The sequence below is a fragment of the Pradoshia sp. TA40_28 genome (genome assembly GCF_059694525.1).
Genome location: NZ_JCATZO010000015.1, coordinates 21,819 through 40,850, shown reverse-complemented (window position 1 = coordinate 40,850; position 19,032 = coordinate 21,819). Strand labels below are relative to the sequence as shown.

General features: G+C 40.9%; 17 protein-coding genes. All 17 read right to left on the bottom strand.

Features of this window, described 5'->3' with window-relative positions; translation table 11 throughout:
* Window position 1: 1 nt before the first annotated feature.
* Window positions 2-658 carry a 30S ribosomal protein S3 gene (rpsC, locus tag AC58NB_RS15840; RefSeq protein WP_497427772.1) on the bottom strand — a complete coding sequence of 219 codons (657 nt, stop codon included), beginning with the start codon at window positions 656-658 and terminating at the stop codon, window positions 2-4.
* 3 nt (window positions 659-661) lie between these two features.
* The gene (gene rplV / locus AC58NB_RS15835) at window positions 662-1,003 is read right to left on the bottom strand and encodes a 50S ribosomal protein L22 (protein ID WP_497427771.1); all 342 of its coding nucleotides are present in this window, start codon (window positions 1,001-1,003) and stop codon (window positions 662-664) included.
* Window positions 1,004-1,024: 21 nt separating this feature from the next.
* A complete protein-coding gene (gene rpsS / locus AC58NB_RS15830) occupies window positions 1,025-1,303 on the bottom strand; it encodes a 30S ribosomal protein S19 (protein ID WP_497427770.1) in 279 nt (92 codons plus the stop codon).
* Window positions 1,304-1,363: 60 nt separating this feature from the next.
* Window positions 1,364-2,194 (bottom strand): 50S ribosomal protein L2, encoded by an 831-nt coding sequence (rplB, locus tag AC58NB_RS15825; protein WP_497427769.1) that lies wholly within the window; start codon window positions 2,192-2,194, stop codon window positions 1,364-1,366.
* A 26-nt stretch (window positions 2,195-2,220) separates the two neighbouring features.
* On the bottom strand, window positions 2,221-2,505 hold the full coding sequence (gene rplW, locus AC58NB_RS15820) for a 50S ribosomal protein L23 (protein WP_066102977.1): 285 nt from the start codon (window positions 2,503-2,505) through the stop codon (window positions 2,221-2,223).
* On the bottom strand, window positions 2,505-3,131 hold the full coding sequence (rplD, locus tag AC58NB_RS15815) for a 50S ribosomal protein L4 (RefSeq protein ID WP_497427768.1): 627 nt from the start codon (window positions 3,129-3,131) through the stop codon (window positions 2,505-2,507). Before rplD ends, rplW begins: the two co-directional genes overlap by 1 nt.
* Window positions 3,132-3,157: 26 nt before the next feature.
* A complete protein-coding gene (rplC, locus tag AC58NB_RS15810) occupies window positions 3,158-3,787 on the bottom strand; it encodes a 50S ribosomal protein L3 (RefSeq protein ID WP_497427767.1) in 630 nt (209 codons plus the stop codon).
* Between the two features lie 43 nt (window positions 3,788-3,830).
* Entirely contained in the window at window positions 3,831-4,139 is a 309-nt protein-coding gene (gene rpsJ, locus AC58NB_RS15805; RefSeq protein WP_066102989.1) for a 30S ribosomal protein S10, read from the bottom strand.
* A gap of 337 nt (window positions 4,140-4,476) precedes the next feature.
* Entirely contained in the window at window positions 4,477-5,709 is a 1,233-nt protein-coding gene (locus AC58NB_RS15800) for an efflux RND transporter periplasmic adaptor subunit (protein WP_497427766.1), read from the bottom strand.
* 11 nt (window positions 5,710-5,720) lie between these two features.
* The gene (locus AC58NB_RS15795; protein ID WP_497427765.1) at window positions 5,721-6,383 is read right to left on the bottom strand and encodes a hypothetical protein; all 663 of its coding nucleotides are present in this window, start codon (window positions 6,381-6,383) and stop codon (window positions 5,721-5,723) included.
* Between the two features lie 331 nt (window positions 6,384-6,714).
* Window positions 6,715-7,902, bottom strand: a complete 1,188-nt coding sequence (gene tuf, locus AC58NB_RS15790) for an elongation factor Tu (protein WP_497427764.1) — start codon at window positions 7,900-7,902, stop codon at window positions 6,715-6,717.
* A 122-nt stretch (window positions 7,903-8,024) separates the two neighbouring features.
* Window positions 8,025-10,103, bottom strand: a complete 2,079-nt coding sequence (gene fusA, locus AC58NB_RS15785; protein ID WP_497427763.1) for an elongation factor G — start codon at window positions 10,101-10,103, stop codon at window positions 8,025-8,027.
* Window positions 10,104-10,151: 48 nt separating this feature from the next.
* A complete protein-coding gene (gene rpsG, locus AC58NB_RS15780) occupies window positions 10,152-10,622 on the bottom strand; it encodes a 30S ribosomal protein S7 (RefSeq protein ID WP_066103004.1) in 471 nt (156 codons plus the stop codon).
* Window positions 10,623-10,663: 41 nt separating this feature from the next.
* Window positions 10,664-11,086, bottom strand: a complete 423-nt coding sequence (gene rpsL, locus AC58NB_RS15775) for a 30S ribosomal protein S12 (RefSeq protein WP_049672552.1) — start codon at window positions 11,084-11,086, stop codon at window positions 10,664-10,666.
* Between the two features lie 103 nt (window positions 11,087-11,189).
* Window positions 11,190-11,438 carry a 50S ribosomal protein L7ae-like protein gene (locus AC58NB_RS15770; RefSeq protein ID WP_497427802.1) on the bottom strand — a complete coding sequence of 83 codons (249 nt, stop codon included), beginning with the start codon at window positions 11,436-11,438 and terminating at the stop codon, window positions 11,190-11,192.
* A 186-nt stretch (window positions 11,439-11,624) separates the two neighbouring features.
* Window positions 11,625-15,221, bottom strand: a complete 3,597-nt coding sequence (rpoC, locus tag AC58NB_RS15765; RefSeq protein WP_497427762.1) for a DNA-directed RNA polymerase subunit beta' — start codon at window positions 15,219-15,221, stop codon at window positions 11,625-11,627.
* Between the two features lie 39 nt (window positions 15,222-15,260).
* Window positions 15,261-18,824 carry a DNA-directed RNA polymerase subunit beta gene (gene rpoB, locus AC58NB_RS15760; RefSeq protein ID WP_497427761.1) on the bottom strand — a complete coding sequence of 1,188 codons (3,564 nt, stop codon included), beginning with the start codon at window positions 18,822-18,824 and terminating at the stop codon, window positions 15,261-15,263.
* Window positions 18,825-19,032: the final 208 nt, after the last annotated feature.

The window sequence follows — 19,032 nt, the reverse complement described above, 5'->3', positions numbered from 1 at the left end:
ATTATTTTCCTCCTTCCACAGACTTCTTCTTGGTAGGAAGGACTTCTCCACGATAGATCCATACTTTTACTCCAAGCTTTCCGTAAGTAGTGTCCGCTTCTGCTGTAGCATAGTCGATGTCAGCACGAAGAGTATGAAGTGGAACAGTTCCTTCACTGTAATGTTCAGCACGAGCAATATCAGCTCCACCTAAACGTCCAGATACTTGTGTTTTGATACCTTTAGCACCAGCGCGCATTGCACGTTGGATAGTTTGTTTTTGTGCACGACGGAAAGATACACGGTTTTCTAATTGACGCGCGATATTTTCCGCTACTAATTTAGCGTCCAAATCAGCTCTCTTGATTTCAATGATATTGATATGAACACGTTTTTCAGTTAATTCGTTAAGTGCTTTACGAAGCGCTTCTACTTCTGTACCACCTTTACCGATAACCATACCAGGTTTTGCAGTGTGGATAGAAATGTTCACGCGGTTTGCAGCACGTTCGATTTCAATTTTAGAAACAGATGCATCGTGAAGACGTTTCATAATGTACTCACGTACTTTAAGGTCTTCATGCAAAAGTTTAGCGAAGTCTTTTTCTGCGAACCATTTGGATTCCCAATCACGGATGATCCCGATACGCATACCGACCGGATTTACCTTTTGACCCACGGATTATCCCTCCTTCTTTTCTGATACAACGATTGTGATGTGGCTTGTGCGTTTGTTAATCGCGCTTGCACGACCCATTGCGCGTGGACGGAAACGTTTAAGTGTTGGTCCTTCGTTAGCATAGGCTTCAGATACAACAAGCGAGTTAACATCCATATCGTAGTTGTGCTCTGCGTTTGCAACAGCAGATTTTAATACTTTTTCGATAACAGGGGAAGCTGCTTTTGGAGTTAAGTTAAGAATAGCAACTGCTTCGCCTACTTGCTTACCTCGGATTAGATCTAATACTAAACGAGCTTTACGAGGAGCAATACGAACTGTTCTAGCAACAGCTTTTGCTTGCATATTTTATGCCCTCCTCTCTAATTAACGTCTTGTTTTCTTATCGTCTCCGGCATGACCTTTGTAAGCGCGAGTTGGTGCGAATTCACCGAACTTGTGGCCTACCATGTCTTCCGTTACATAGACTGGTACGTGTTTGCGTCCATCGTATACAGCAACTGTGTGTCCGATGAATTGTGGGAAGATTGTAGAACGTCTTGACCAAGTTTTGATAACTTGTTTCTTGTCAGATTCATTCAATGCTTCAACTTTCTTGATGAGATGATCGTCAACAAATGGTCCTTTTTTTAGGCTGCGACCCATGTTTGTGCCTCCCTTCGTGATTGCTCTACGGTTCTAGTCGCGAACCGTAGTACAACCGCGTTATTTTTTACGACGACGAACGATAAATTTGTCTGTTTTGTTTTTCTTTTTACGAGTTTTATATCCAAGAGCTGGTTTGCCCCATGGAGTCATTGGAGACTTACGTCCGATAGGTGCTCTACCTTCACCACCACCGTGTGGGTGATCTACTGGGTTCATTACAGAACCACGTACAGTAGGGCGTTTACCTAACCAACGAGAACGTCCCGCTTTACCGATGTTGATAAGTTCGTGTTGCTCGTTACCAACTTGACCGATTGTAGCGCGGCAAGTAGCAAGGATCATGCGAACCTCTCCGGAATTAAGACGTACTAAAACGTAGCGTCCTTCTTTACCTAATACTTGAGCAGATGTTCCTGCAGAGCGGACTAATTGTCCTCCTTTGCCAGGTTTCAACTCGATATTGTGGATAACAGTACCCACAGGAATGTTTATTAATGGAAGAGCGTTACCTACTTTAATATCCGCTTCTGGTCCAGACATGATTTCCATGCCTACCACCAAGTTTTTCGGAGCAATAATATAACGTTTTTCCCCATCAACATAATTGATTAATGCAATGTTCGCAGAACGGTTTGGATCGTACTCGATAGTAGCAACGCGTCCTGGAATGCCATCTTTATCACGTTTGAAATCAATGATACGGTATTGGCGTTTGTGGCCGCCACCTTGATGACGAACAGTTAACTTACCTTGGTTGTTACGGCCACCTTTTCTGTGTAAAGGTGCTAATAATGATTTTTCCGGTTGATCCGTTGTGATTTCAGCGAAATCGGAAACAGTCATTCCGCGACGACCATTACTGGTAGGTTTATACTTTTTAATCGCCATGTTGTGTCCCTCCTTTTCTTTAGAAATTAAGCTTCGAAGAATTCGATTTCTTTGCTATCAGCAGTTAGCTTAACAATCGCTTTACGGCGTTTGTTTGTATATCCAGCATGTTTGCCCATGCGTTTGAATTTACCTTTGTAGTTCATAACGTTAACTTTTTCAACTTTTACTTCAAAGATTTCTTCTACAGCATCTTTGATTTGAGTTTTATTAGCTCTTACGTCAACTTCAAAAGTGTATTTTTTGTCGGCCATGATGTCAGCTGAGCTTTCAGTAATGACGGGGCGCTTAATAATATCACGTGCTTCCATTATCCAAGCACCTCCTCTATTTTTTCAACAGCTGCTTTAGTCATGATCAATTTCTCATGTCCTACGACTTCCAATACGTTAATAGCGTTAGCTTCAACGATTGTTACTCCCGGAATATTACGGCCGGAAAGTGCAACGTTTTCGTCTACATCAGCAGTTACGATCAACGCTTTTTTGTTTTCAGTATTCAAGCCTTTTAATACAGCTGTGAATTCTTTAGTTTTTGGTGCTTCGAAAGTCAAAGCATCAAGAACAATTACGTTTTCTTCGTTCACTTTTGCAGAAAGTACAGATTTAATAGCTAAACGACGTACTTTCTTAGGAAGTTTGTAAGCATAGCCTCTTGGTGTTGGTCCGAATACCACACCACCACCACGCCATTGTGGGGAACGGATAGAACCTTGACGAGCACGTCCAGTTCCTTTTTGACGCCATGGTTTACGACCACCGCCACGTACTTCAGAACGATTTTTAACTTTATGAGTTCCTTGGCGCAAAGACGCTCTTTGCATTAGGATTGCTTCAGTTACAACACTCTCATTTGGTTCAATACCAAATACTGATTCGTTAAGCTCGATATCGCCTACTTGAGAACCAGCTTGGTTTAAAAGAGCAATTTTCGGCATTGCGATTTTCCTCCTTTCTCGATAGATTAGTTCGCTTTAACCGCACTTTTGATTTTTAGTAAAGCTTTTTTAGGTCCAGGAACGTTACCTTTGATAAGGATTACGTTACGTTCTGCATCAACCTTAACGATTTCAAGGTTTTGTACAGTGATTTGAGTTCCACCCATACGTCCAGCAAGTTTTTTGCCTTTGAATACGCGGTTTGGAGCAACTGGTCCCATTGAACCAGGACGACGATGGTAACGAGATCCGTGGGCCATAGGTCCGCGAGATTGTCCGTGACGCTTGATCGGTCCTTGGAAACCTTTACCTTTTGAGATTCCTGTTACATCAACGATTTCGCCTGCAGCGAAAAGATCTACCTTGACTTCCTGACCTACCTCATAGTTATTGAGGTCTGCATCGCGAATTTCGCGAGCGAAGCGCTTAGGAGCAGTGTTCGCTTTAGCAGCGTGCCCTTGTTGTGGTTTGTTGTAAAGCATTTCGCGAAGATCTTCATAACCTAGTTGGACAGCTTCGTAGCCATCGTTCTCAACTGTTTTCTTTTGAAGAACCACGTTTGGTACTGCTTCAACAACTGTTACCGGGATAAGTTCACCGTTTTCAGCGAATACTTGAGTCATACCGATTTTTCTACCTAAGATTCCTTTGGTCATTAGTCACACCTCCTAGAGTTTTCTTTTTATTTTTATAAACTGATTATAATTTGATTTCAATATCAACGCCGGATGGCAAATCTAAACGCATTAGTGAATCTACAGTTTGTGGTGTAGGATTTACAATGTCGATTAGACGTTTGTGAGTGCGCATTTCGAATTGCTCACGAGAATCTTTGTATTTATGAACCGCACGTAGGATCGTGTACACGTTTTTCTCAGTCGGAAGTGGAATCGGACCGGAAACAGCTGCACCAGAACGTTTTGCAGTTTCTACAATTTTCTCAGCAGATTGATCAAGAATTCTGTGATCATATGCTTTTAAACGAATGCGAATCTTTTGTTTTGCCATTATTTTCCCTCCTTTATCGCCTATTTTGTAATAGACATTCTCCGTGGAAATCTCCTTACACACGCGCCATGGCAAAGCGGCCGGGTGTGTCAGCAACCTTCCACATCATCGCAATGAAAAGACCAACATTGTCTATTATACATAATACTTCTTAGATATGCAACAGTAAAATATAATTTCTTCTATCACACGAATTATAGTATACAATCTCCCTATAATTTTTTCAAGTTTTCATTCCCCTTTCCAATATTCTACTAACAATTTCACTATAGAAATCAAAAAAAAAGAGGAATACTCTTACGTATCCTCTTTCCGGATTTGATCTACTATTACAGCTCTACTGAATCATTCCGCGGACCAATAACCAAACACTCTCATCCTTGCTGAACTTTTTATAAGCATCCTTATTTATATAATTGAAGTTAACATACTTTATGTATCTGGTGTCCCCTTTTATACTTGAATCTCCTTTTGAAAGTATTCTTTGTTTTTCATTCAGGCCTTTTGTTACAACTACTTTCTTATTAACCATCATACCAGTTTTGACTTTTTTCTTGATCAGCTTCCCTTTATCAAGGAGTATGACATGATTGCCAGCCAGAGTCCTCTTAGGAAGAACCAACACATCATTAAGTTCCTTTAAAGTGATTTTGGCCGATACATGCGAACCAATTAGCAAGGTACTGTCTGTATCTTCATTCGATGAATCACTCGTATTTGCCTCTATGGATATCTTATAGAAGCTTTTATCTTCCTTATCATCTTGTTTAGACGGTATTTCACTAATCTTTATTACTTTACCTTTAATCATTTTAGAATCTAAATGCTTTGGTTTGATTAAAACTTCCTGGTCCACTTTAATTCGTTGTATCTTATCTTCACCCACTAAAGCATTAATGAATAGAGGGCTCTTGTTCATGATTGTTAATACAGGCTTGTCTGAAGTTCTGCTGAATTCATCCTTCTGAACGACAACCCCATCAATTTGACTTTCTATTATAATGGGTTCATTCTCCATATTGAACATAGCAATCTGTGTTTTATTTTCCTCTATCTGAAGGTCAATCATTTTAATCTCGTATTCGATGTTTTTTATCTCATACCCTATTATTCGCGTGTTATCCAGACCTGGTTGTTTTTCCTCTAGCTCATCTGTTTTTAAGTTCTTATACTCCTCTATCTCTACCTGCAGCGTGGATACATCTTCATTTAATTTATCTTTCTGTGCTGAGAGACGTACATTAGCTTCTTCCAATTCAGCGGTTAACGCGCTGTTATCATTGCCATTACTATAGTTAAGAAGCGGCATTCCTACTGAGACGTCATCTCCCTCTTCTACCATAATCTCAGCAAGCGCACCCTTTTGCTCTTCATAAAAAACCTTATATATATCGGATGGTTCCGTTTTTCCTTCAGCATTTAACGTTTCCTTCAATGTTCCCTTTTTGGTAATATGCGGATCGGAAATAAGGATGGTTCGGTCTACCTTATCTACTTGAAAGATTATAATTGTATTTGCGAGAATGAACAGCAGTGCAATTAATATTAATAGAGACATTTTTTTCTTCATCAGGATGAATTTCATATAGTCACCTTCATGATTCTTACTAATGTATCGGTTGTTCCATCTAATAGCATATATATAAACCAAGATATCGTTATGGTTATGATTACTCTCTTTTTACTATATTGATGAGATTTATGGAAAATCCAATAATGAAAATATCCGGCAACCAGGACAAAAATGGTTAGATTTGCTGCTAACTCTATCCAAAAAATTTGGTGTGTGAGTAATTGTGCGACGATTCCAAGACTAAAAGGCGATGAATGCTCAGGCACTCTAAGAATAAGCATGAATAGAAGTTCGAGCGTTTTTGCCAAGAGCATGACAATCAGCGGAATAAGTTGAAGCTTCCATACACGCCTGAATGACATTTCTTCAAAAGCAATCCAAAATATGACCGTGAAAAAAATTGTAAATAAAAAAGGATATAGTATCCCGACTACTATTTTCCCTATAAAGAATATAAATTTGGCCATTTCCCATCTGGTTTCTTTAAGTGTCTCCATATATACAGAAAGATTTTCACTACCCACTCCAAGATAACCATATAGGCCAAAAAGAACCGTACTATATAGAAGTAATCCACTAAACCACAATATATAATTAGTCTTAGTCATCATACTTTTCTTCTCGGTTACCGTATCCTGCGGATGAAGTATTGACTTTAAAGTTCCTAACATTCTTTGTCCCCCAGTAAAAAATTAGCATATCTTTATTGTATCTGATTTACTACCAGGTAGGAAGTTACTTAATCGGAAATAGTTGTAATTTTTAATCTCCGTCTTTCAGCATTTGATTTTTAACTCGTTTGAGGAAATTACGTATTAGATGTGGTAATAGTTAATGGGGATGATATGTCTATTTTTAAATGAAATTGCTAGCAAATAGTATGTCATGTCATATACCTACCAGCAAATCTTTAAATAATCTCTATCCAAAGCAAGGTATTAGAAAAATAAAAAGCAAAAAAAAACAGGCGGTTGTACACCCGCCTGTTTTTAGTAAAAATAATTATTCAGTAATAGTAGAAACTACGCCAGCGCCTACTGTACGTCCGCCTTCACGAATAGAGAACTTAGTTCCTTCTTCGATCGCAACTGGAGCGATTAGTTCAACAGACATTTCGATGTTGTCTCCAGGCATAACCATTTCAGTTCCTTCTGGAAGGTTTACAACACCAGTTACGTCAGTTGTACGGAAGTAGAATTGTGGACGGTAGTTAGAGAAGAATGGAGTGTGACGTCCACCTTCTTCTTTAGATAAAACGTAAACTTCAGCTTTGAATTTAGTGTGTGGGTTGATAGTACCTGGTTTAGCAAGTACTTGTCCACGTTGGATTTCTTCACGTGCTACACCACGAAGAAGGGCACCAATGTTGTCACCAGCTTCAGCGTAATCAAGAAGCTTACGGAACATTTCTACACCTGTAACAGTTGTAGATTTTGGTTCTTCAGCAAGACCGATGATTTCGATAACGTCACCAACTTTAACTTGACCACGTTCAACACGGCCAGTTGCAACTGTACCACGACCAGTGATAGAGAATACATCCTCTACTGGCATCATGAATGGTTTGTCAGTGTCACGAGTTGGAGTTGGGATGTATTCGTCAACAGCAGCCATAAGCTCGTTGATTTTTTCTTCCCACTCAGCTTCTCCTTCAAGAGCTTTAAGAGCAGAACCTTTGATTACTGGGATATCATCGCCAGGGAATTCGTATTCAGAAAGAAGGTCACGAATTTCCATTTCAACTAGTTCAAGAAGTTCTTCGTCATCAACCATGTCACATTTGTTCATGAATACAACAAGGTAAGGAACACCTACTTGACGAGAAAGAAGGATGTGCTCACGAGTTTGTGGCATTGGGCCGTCAGCAGCGGATACTACTAAGATACCGCCGTCCATTTGTGCTGCACCAGTGATCATGTTTTTAACATAGTCAGCATGTCCTGGGCAGTCAACGTGTGCATAGTGACGGCTTTCTGTTTCATATTCAACGTGTGCAGTAGAGATTGTGATTCCACGTTCTCTTTCTTCTGGAGCACCATCGATTTGGTCGTAAGCGCGAGCTTCAGCTCCACCTACTTTTGCAAGTACAGAAGTGATTGCAGCTGTTAAAGTTGTTTTACCATGGTCAACGTGACCGATTGTTCCGATATTAACGTGTGGTTTAGAACGATCAAATTTAGCTTTTGCCATTTTAGGATTTCCTCCTTTAATATAAGAAAATTGTTTTTTTATACTATGTGCCAAGACAGCTGACAATGTCTTCTATCTTGGCTTACATAAGTAGTTATACTTTAATAAAGAATGAAAATCAATTATTCACCTTTATTTTTTTTGATAATCTCTTCAGCGATGCTCTTAGGAACTTCTTCATAATGATCGAAAGTCATAGAGAATACGCCGCGTCCTTGAGTGTTGGAACGCAATGTTGTTGCGTAACCGAACATTTCAGATAGAGGTACCATAGCACGTACAACTTGTGCGTTACCACGAGCTTCCATACCTTCTACACGTCCACGACGAGCAGTGATGTTACCCATGATGTCACCCATGTACTCTTCAGGGATAACAACTTCAACACTCATCATTGGCTCAAGGATAACTGGATCACATTTTTTCGCTGCATTTTTAAGAGCTAAGGATGCAGCTACTTTAAACGCCATCTCAGAGGAGTCAACGTCATGGTAAGATCCATCAAACAGTTTTGCTTTGATATCGATTAATGGGTAACCAGCAAGTACACCGCGGTCAAGAGCGTCTTCTAGACCAGATTGTACAGCAGGCACGTATTCACGTGGTACTACACCACCAACGATAGCATTTTCAAACTCGAATCCTTTACCTTCTTCGTTAGGTGAGAACTCGATCCAAACGTGACCGTATTGTCCACGTCCACCGGATTGACGAGCAAATTTACCCTCAACCTGTGCAGATGTACGGAAAGTTTCACGGTAAGCAACCTGAGGTGCACCAACATTAGCTTCTACTTTAAATTCACGACGCATACGGTCTACAAGAATATCTAAGTGAAGCTCACCCATACCTTCGATGATCGTTTGACCAGTTTCTTGGTCAGTATGAGCACGGAAAGTTGGATCTTCCTCTTGAAGCTTTTGAAGAGCAGTAGACATTTTGTCTTGGTCTGCTTTAGATTTAGGTTCGATTGAAAGAGAGATAACTGGCTCAGGGAATTCCATTGATTCCAAGATAACCAGGTTCTTTTCTTCACATAGAGTATCTCCAGTTGTAGTGTCTTTTAGACCTACAGCAGCGGCGATATCTCCAGCGTATACTTCTGAGATCTCTTGACGGGAGTTCGCATGCATTTGCAGGATACGTCCTACACGCTCACGTTTTCCTTTAGTAGAGTTTTGTACATAAGAACCGGAGCTCAAAGTACCAGAGTATACACGGAAGAATGTTAATTTACCAACATAAGGGTCAGTCATAACTTTGAAAGCAAGCGCAGAGAATGGCTCGCTGTCGTCAGCATGACGTTCAACTTCTTCATCTGTATCCGGTAGAATACCTTTGATTGCAGGTACGTCTAATGGAGATGGAAGGTAGTCGATAACAGCGTCTAGCATTAACTGAACACCTTTGTTTTTGAATGCAGAACCACAGATAACTGGGTAGAATTCAACGTTTACAGTACCTTTACGGATAGCTGCTTTTAATTCCTCTTTAGTGATTTCTTCACCACCAAGGTATTTTTCCATTAATTCTTCATCAAGTTCTGCTACTGCTTCAATTAATTTTTCGCGGTATTCTTCTGCTAAAGGCATATGCTCTTCAGGAATTTCACGAACTTGGATATCAGTACCAAGGTCGTTACCATAGAATACTGCGTTCATTTCTACTAAGTCGATGATCGCTTCGAAATCATCCTCAGCACCGATTGGTAACTGAATTGGATGTGCATTCGCTTGTAGACGATCATGAATAGTTTTTACGGAGTATAAGAAGTCCGCACCGATTTTGTCCATTTTGTTAACAAAAACAACACGTGGTACTCCGTAAGTTGTAGCTTGACGCCAAACTGTTTCAGTTTGTGGTTCAACACCGGATTGTGCATCTAGTACTGCTACAGCACCATCTAGTACACGTAGGGAACGTTCAACTTCTACTGTGAAGTCTACGTGTCCTGGTGTGTCGATGATATTTACGCGGTGTTCTTTCCAAGATGCTGTTGTTGCAGCAGATGTAATCGTGATTCCACGTTCTTGTTCTTGCTCCATCCAGTCCATTTGTGATGCACCTTCATGAGTTTCTCCAATTTTGTGGATACGACCTGTGTAGTAAAGAACGCGCTCAGTAGTAGTCGTTTTACCAGCATCGATGTGAGCCATGATACCAATATTACGAGTTTTTTCTAAGGAGAACTCTCTAGCCATTGGGTCTTTCTCCTTCCTTGTGAATATAGATTTTTAATAGTTTTGATTTTACCAACGATAGTGAGCGAAAGCTTTGTTAGCTTCAGCCATTTTATGTGTATCTTCACGTTTCTTAACAGAAGCGCCTGTGTTATTAGCTGCATCCATGATTTCGTTAGCTAAACGCTCTTCCATAGTTTTTTCACCACGAAGACGAGCATAGTTTACTAACCAACGAAGTCCTAGAGTAGTACGTCTGTCAGGGCGAACCTCAACTGGTACTTGGTAGTTAGCTCCACCTACACGGCGTGCTCTAACTTCTAGAACTGGCATGATATTTTTTAGAGCTTGGTCGAAAACTTCCATTGGATCGTTACCAGTACGCTCTCTTACGATATCGAAAGAAGCATAAAGGATTTTTTGGGAAGTCCCTCTTTTTCCATCAATCATCATTTTGTTGATCAATTTTGTTACAAGCTTGGAATTATATATCGGATCAGGTAATACATCTCTTTTTGAAACAGGTCCTTTACGAGGCATATTTTGTTCCTCCTTTCAAGAAGTAATTATTTTGATAAGAATTATTTTTTAGCTGCTTTAGGTTTTTTCGTACCGTATTTAGAACGACCTTGCATACGGTTGTTAACACCTGCAGTATCAAGAGCGCCACGCACGATGTGGTAACGTACCCCTGGAAGGTCTTTTACACGTCCTCCACGGATTAGTACAACACTGTGTTCTTGTAAGTTGTGGCCGATACCAGGAATGTAAGCAGTAACCTCGATTCCATTAGTCAAACGTACACGCGCATATTTACGTAACGCGGAGTTTGGTTTCTTTGGAGTCATTGTACCAACACGAGTACATACCCCACGTTTTTGTGGAGATGATACGTTTGTTTGGGATTTCTTGAAGCTATTGTAACCTTTATTCAAAGCTGGAGACTTTGATTTTTCTTCTTTAGATTTACGTGGCTTACGTACCAATTGGTTAATAGTTGGCATGATGTTTCCTCCCTTCAAAATTGGTTCCCCTAGTCCCACACATCCAGGTGGTTCATAAAAGGGTAAAAACAAAGTTTTTGCATCAACTGCAAAAACAGTTTTTCTATTTCATAATGACAACAGCTGCTGCTCCAACATCAATTTTGCATGCTTTCCCGAGCAACCTCATAGAATCTACATAATCGATTGGAACCGAAAATTCATTGGCAGCGTCAATTACTTTCGATGTGACACTTGAATCAGCATCCAGAGCAATAATAACTGCTTCGGCATTCCCTGTTCGGAGAGCTTTCACTGTTTGTTTCGTCCCTATTATCAGGTTTCTGGCCTGAGATACTTTTTCATAAGACATCATTAATATCCTCCAAAGTAACAGGTTAATAGGAGCACCTTTGCTATAGTAACACTTTTAATTCATGAATGTCAACATTCGTACTGAAAATAATTTGTCTACTTACGTTATACATTCTATATAAAAGATTAGCCGGATGGACAATCCGGCTAGATCTTCTACTAGATCTTCTAAATAAAGAATCGATTATTCAGCTGGTACCGTTTCTTCTGTTTTATCAGCTAATACCGGTACTGCTTTACGGTAACGGTGCATACCTGTACCTGCAGGTATCAACTTACCAATAATAACGTTCTCTTTAAGGCCAAGCAATTCATCACGTTTCCCTTTAATCGCTGCATCTGTAAGGACACGTGTAGTTTCCTGGAAGGATGCTGCGGACAAGAATGAATCTGTTTCAAGAGATGCTTTTGTAATACCAAGTAAGAGTGGGCGTCCCGTTGCCGGGTTTTTACCCTTAAGCAGAGCTTCGTGGTTAGCTTTAGTGAATTGATGGATATCAAGTAATGTACCTGGTAATACATCTGTTTCACCAGCATCGATAACACGTATTTTCTTAAGCATTTGACGTACCATTACTTCTACGTGTTTGTCGCCAATTTCTACCCCTTGCATACGGTATACTTTTTGCACTTCTTTTAACAGGTATTCCTGTACGGAACGTACATTTGTTACTTTCAGAAGTTCTTTCGGATCGATTGAACCTTCTGTTAGCTCCTGACCTGGAACAACGGAATCATTAACATTTACCTTCAAGCGAGCAGAGTATGGAGCTGTGTAAGAACGGCTTTCTACTGCACCTTGAATAGTAATCTCTTGCTGTTTGTCACGGACTTCATTAATCGCTGTAACCGTACCTTCGATTTCAGCAATAACTGCTTGCCCTTTAGGATTACGTGCTTCAAACAACTCCTGAATACGCGGAAGACCTTGTGTGATATCGTCTCCGGCAACCCCACCTGTATGGAATGTACGCATTGTTAACTGTGTACCAGGTTCACCGATGGATTGAGCCGCGATAATACCAACTGCTTCACCCACTTCAACCTCTTGACCAGTTGCAAGGTTACGTCCGTAACATTTTTTACATACACCATGGCGAGTATTACATGTGAAAGCAGAGCGAATCGTTACTTCCTCAATGCCAAGTTCCTCGATTTTTTGAGCCATATCTTCTGTGAAGATTTCATTCTCATTAATCAGAACTTCACCTGTTTCAGGGTGTTTAACTTTCTTCCTTGCATAACGTCCAACTAAACGTTCTTCAAGGCTTTCAATAATTTCAGTACCATCTTTCAACGCTCTTACTTCCAAGCCGCGGTCTGTTCCACAGTCATCTTCTCTAACGATAACATCCTGTGCAACGTCAACCAAACGTCTTGTTAAGTAACCTGAATCGGCAGTTTTTAGCGCTGTATCGGCAAGACCTTTACGCGCACCGTGTGTGGAGATGAAGTATTCCAATACGGTTAAGCCTTCACGGAAACTTGATTTAATTGGGAGCTCAATGATACGACCAGCCGGGTTGGCCATCAAACCACGCATACCAGCAAGCTGTGTAAAGTTAGATGCGTTACCACGGGCTCCGGAATCACTCATCATAAAGATTGGATTCAAGTGATGCAGGGATGCCATCAGTTTGCTTTGGATAACATCTTTTGCTTCACTCCAGATGGAGATAACACGGTCATAACGTTCTTCTTCAGTGATTAAACCACGTCTGAATTGTTTCATGACACTGTCTACTTTACTTTGTGCTTTATCAAGAATTTCTTGTTTCTCTGGTAAAACGACGATATCTGCAACCCCTACAGTAATACCTGCACGAGTTGAATATTTAAATCCGAGATCCTTCATGCGGTCAAGCATTTTGGATGTTTCTGTTATTTTAAAACGTTTAAAGACTTCGGCAATAATATTACCAAGAATCTTCTTCTTGAACGGTTGGATTCTTTCGCGAGTTGCAAAGATTTCCTTCACGTTTGCTCCCTTTTCTACAAAGTATTGTTCCGGAGTTTTCTCTTCCAGATTAAATCTTGTAGGTTCATTGATATAAGGGAACGTTTCAGGAAGAATTTCATTGAATATTAATTTACCAACAGTAGTCAGCAACAATTGCTTGTTCTGTTCTTCAGTAAACGTTTCGTTATTTAGAGAACTTGCATGTACAGCCACACGAGTGTGTAAATGTACATACCCATTTTGATAGGCAAGTACAGCTTCGTTCGTATCGTTGAAGATCATACCTTCTCCAACTGCACCTGGTCTTTCCATAGTCAGATAGTAGTTACCAAGAACCATATCCTGTGATGGAGTAACAACCGGTTTTCCATCCTTAGGGTTAAGGATATTTTGCGCAGCCAACATCAATAGACGGGCTTCTGCTTGTGCTTCTGCAGATAAAGGTACGTGAACAGCCATTTGGTCACCGTCAAAGTCAGCGTTATAAGCTGTACATACTAACGGATGAAGTCGAATAGCTCTACCTTCAACTAATGTCGGTTCGAACGCCTGGATTCCAAGACGGTGAAGTGTTGGGGCACGGTTCAATAGAACTGGATGCTCCCTGATTACCTCTTCCAGCACATCCCAAATATCTGGAGAATGTCTTTCGATCTTTCTCTTAGCAGATTTAATGTTATGCGCTAATCCTTTTTCAACAAGTTCTTTCATAACGAAAGGCTTGAATAGTTCGATTGCCATTTCTTTTGGCAAACCACATTGATACATTTTTAAGTTTGGTCCTACGACGATAACGGAACGACCGGAATAGTCAACACGTTTACCAAGTAAGTTTTGACGGAAACGACCTTGTTTCCCTTTAAGCATATGAGACAAGGATTTCAACGGACGATTACCCGGTCCTGTTACAGGACGGCCGCGTCTTCCGTTATCAATCAACGCATCAACTGCTTCCTGAAGCATACGTTTTTCGTTTTGAACAATGATACTTGGTGCGCCTAAATCAAGCAGACGTTTCAAACGATTGTTACGGTTGATTACTCTGCGGTAAAGGTCATTCAAGTCAGATGTTGCAAAACGGCCACCATCCAATTGAACCATTGGACGAAGCTCAGGAGGGATAACCGGAAGCACATCCAGAATCATCCAGGAAGGTTCATTTCCGGAATGACGGAATGCTTCCAATACTTCAAGGCGTTTGATCGCACGTGTACGGCGTTGTCCTTGAGCTGTTTTAAGCTCTTCTTTTAGGGATTCTACCTCTTTGACAAGGTCAACATCCTGAAGAAGCTTTTTAATGGATTCTGCACCCATGCCAGCTTGGAACTTATTACCGTATTTATCACGATAAGCACGGTATTCTTTTTCGGACAATAGTTGCTTTCTTTCCAAAGCAGTATCTCCAGCTTCTGTAACAACGTAAGATGCGAAATAGATTACTTCTTCCAAAGCACGTGGTGACATGTCAAGAACAAGGCCCATACGGCTTGGAATTCCTTTAAAGTACCAAATATGAGAAACGGGAGCGGCCAATTCAATATGACCCATACGCTCACGTCTCACTTTAGCTCTGGTAACTTCTACACCACAACGGTCACAAACAACACCTTTGTAGCGTACTCTTTTATATTTACCGCAGTGGCATTCCCAGTCCTTTGTAGGACCGAAAATGCGCTCACAGAACAAACCATCTTTCTCAGGTTTAAGTGTACGGTAGTTAATAGTTTCTGGCTTTTTCACTTCTCCGAAAGACCAAGAGCGAATCTTATCCGGCGAAGCAAGGCCTATTTTCATATATTCAAAATTGTTTACATCCAACAAGGGGCCTACCTCCCTTTCCGTATCCCAATATCACTAAGGTTACTCGATTGTACCAACTGTTTCTGATTCGGGACTTTTCACATCAGGATCTATGGTTAATGTATCTGCTTGGTGAATATCGTCATCATCTTCCAGATCACGCATTTCAATTTCTTTATCATCACCAGAAAGAATCTTAACATCCATACCTAAACTTTGAAGTTCCTTAATTAATACTTTGAATGATTCAGGAACACCCGGTTCAGGTACATTGTCACCTTTTACAATTGCTTCATAAGTTTTCACACGACCAACGACGTCATCAGATTTAACTGTAAGAATTTCTTGAAGAGTGTATGCAGCACCATATGCTTCAAGTGCCCAAACTTCCATCTCACCAAAACGCTGACCGCCGAACTGAGCTTTACCGCCCAATGGCTGTTGCGTAACAAGTGAGTAAGGTCCTGTTGAACGAGCATGAAGTTTATCGTCAACCATGTGAGCCAGTTTGATCATATACATGACACCAACGGAAACACGGTTATCAAATGGTTCTCCAGTTCTTCCGTCATAAAGAATTGTTTTCGCATCGCGAGCCATACCAGCTTCTTCGATTGTATCCCAAACATCTTCTTCACGAGCACCATCAAATACAGGAGTTGCTACATGAATTCCAAGTTGTCTTGCAGCCATACCTAAGTGTAATTCCAATACCTGACCGATATTCATACGTGATGGTACCCCTAGAGGGTTCAACATGATATCGACAGGTGTTCCATCTGGAAGGAAAGGCATATCTTCTTCAGGTAAAATTCGGGATATAACCCCTTTGTTACCGTGACGACCGGCCATTTTATCTCCTTCATGGATTTTACGTTTTTGAACGATGTACACACGTACCAGTTGGTTTACACCTGGTGGCAGTTCATCGCCGTCTTCACGTGTAAAGACTTTAACATCGTGGACAATTCCGCCGCCGCCATGTGGTACACGGAGAGATGTGTCACGAACTTCACGAGCCTTCTCACCAAAGATTGCATGTAATAATCTCTCTTCGGCTGTCAGTTCTGTTACCCCTTTAGGAGTCACTTTACCAACAAGAAGGTCGCCGTCTTTAACTTCGGCACCAATTCGAATAATTCCACGGTCATCCAAATTACGAAGGGCATCTTCCCCAACGTTCGGAATATCACGTGTAATTTCTTCTGGTCCAAGTTTTGTATCACGAGCTTCAGATTCATATTCTTCAATATGAATAGAAGTATATACATCGTCTTTTACAAGACGTTCACTCATAATGATGGCATCCTCATAGTTATAACCATCCCATGTCATGAAGGCAACAAGGACGTTTTGACCCAATGCCAATTCGCCAAGCTCCATGGACGGACCATCTGCTAGGATTTCTCCTTTAACAACACGGTCTCCTGATTTAACAATCGGACGTTGGTTATAACATGTTCCTTGGTTGGAACGAATGAATTTAAGGGTACGGTATTTATCAAGATTACCTTTTACCTCTTGACCATCTACTACAGTAACACGTCTTACCCAGATTTCTCTGGCTTCCACATGCTCAACAATTCCATCGTGCTTACAAATAACTGCAGCACCGGAATCTTTCCCTGAAACGTATTCCATACCAGTACCAACAATTGGAGCCTGCGGGCGAATAAGCGGAACGGCTTGACGTTGCATGTTCGCTCCCATAAGGGCACGGTTGGAGTCATCGTTTTCTAAGAATGGGATACAAGCTGTCGCAGCTGATACAACCTGTTTAGGCGATACGTCCATATAGTCAACGCGATCACGTTTAACTACTGTGTTTTCACCACGGAAACGAGCTACAACTTCTTCGTTCATAAACTCGCCATCTTCTGTTAATGGGGCATTTGCCTGCGCCACTACATATAGATCCTCTTCATCAGCAGTCAAGTAATCCATTCGATCCGTAACCTTGCCAGTAGCAGGGTCGACTCTTCTATACGGCGTTTCAATGAAGCCGTATGGATTTACTTTTGCAAATGTAGATAGGGAGTTAATCAAACCAATGTTTGGTCCCTCAGGCGTTTCGATTGGGCACATACGTCCATAGTGGGAATAGTGAACGTCACGAACTTCCATTCCGGCACGTTCCCTTGTTAAACCACCAGGCCCTAATGCAGACAATCTACGTTTGTGTGTCAATTCAGCAAGTGGATTCGTTTGATCCATGAACTGTGACAACTGAGAGCTTCCGAAGAATTCCTTAATTGATGCAATAACTGGACGAATGTTAATAAGCTGTTGCGGCGTAATCGTGTTTGTGTCCTGAATGGACATTCTTTCACGAACCACACGCTCCATACGTGACAATCCAATTCTGAATTGATTTTGTAGTAGCTCACCAACAGAACGCAGACGACGGTTACCTAAGTGATCGATGTCATCCGTATCACCAACGCCATGCAGTAAGTTAAAGAAGTAACTAATGGTAGCTACAATATCAGCAGGAGTGATATTTTTAATTTTCTTTTCCACATATGCATTGCCGATAACGTTAATCACTTTTTCACCCTCAGCATCGCTAGGAGCATAGATTTTAACGTTTTGAACCAGTACGTCTTCTTCAACTACTCCCCCAACAGGGTTGTACGTTTTGAAGCCGATCCCATTTTCTAAGTATGGGATAATTTTATCGAGAGTACGGCGATCCAACACAGTATCTTTTTCAACTAAGATCTCTCCTGTTTCAGGATCCACCAAAGTTTCAGCTACTTTTTGGTTGAAAAGACGATTTTTTATATGAAGTTTCTTATTAATTTTATAGCGTCCAACATTTGCTAAGTCATATCTCTTCGGATCGAAGAAACGTGAAACAAGCAAACTTTTCGCATTTTCTACTGTAGGCGGCTCGCCGGGACGAAGACGCTCGTAGATTTCAAGCAAAGCTTTTTCTGTGCTTTCAGTGTTGTCTTTTTCCAACGTGTTGCGGATATACTCATTATCACCGACAAGATCGATGATTTCTTGATCAGAGCCGAATCCAAGAGCACGCAAAAGAACCGTTACCGGCAACTTCCTTGTACGATCAATTCTTACGTAAACTACATCTTTCGCGTCAGTTTCATATTCCAACCATGCTCCACGGTTTGGAATAACGGTTGCTGTGAATCCACGCTTTCCGTTTTTATCAACTTTTCCGCTGTAGTACACACTTGGGGATCGTACTAATTGGGATACAATAACACGTTCGGCACCGTTTATAACAAACGTTCCCGTTTCCGTCATGAGAGGGAAATCACCCATAAAGACATCTTGGTCTTTAACTTCACCCGTCTCTTTGTTTACAAGTCTTACTTTAACCCGTAATGGGGCGGAGTAGGTTACATCCCGCTCCTTAGATTCTTCCACAGGATATTTCGGGTCTCCTAGGCTATAATCGATAAACTCAAGAGACAGATTTCCTGTAAAATCCTCGATAGGGGAAATGTCCTGGAACATTTCTCTTAAGCCCTCATCAAGAAACCATTGATAGGAAGAGGTTTGAATTTCAATTAAATTCGGTAATTCGAGCACTTCGCTAATGCGCGCATAGCTCCGGCGTTGGCGATGTCGTCCATACTGAACAAGTTGACCTGTCAACTGATTCACCCCTCAAATAAAGCGTTTTATGATAGAATTTATATTCCACAGCCTATTTATAGGCTGATAGAACAAAAAAGAAAAAGGGTTTCATTCTGAAAACCTCGATTTCAAAAACGCATAGTATTGGTTTATTTTTTCCATATTTTCCAGAACATATACACATTTCCTAATTTATTTACCAAAATGTGCAGGGTGTCCCAAATTA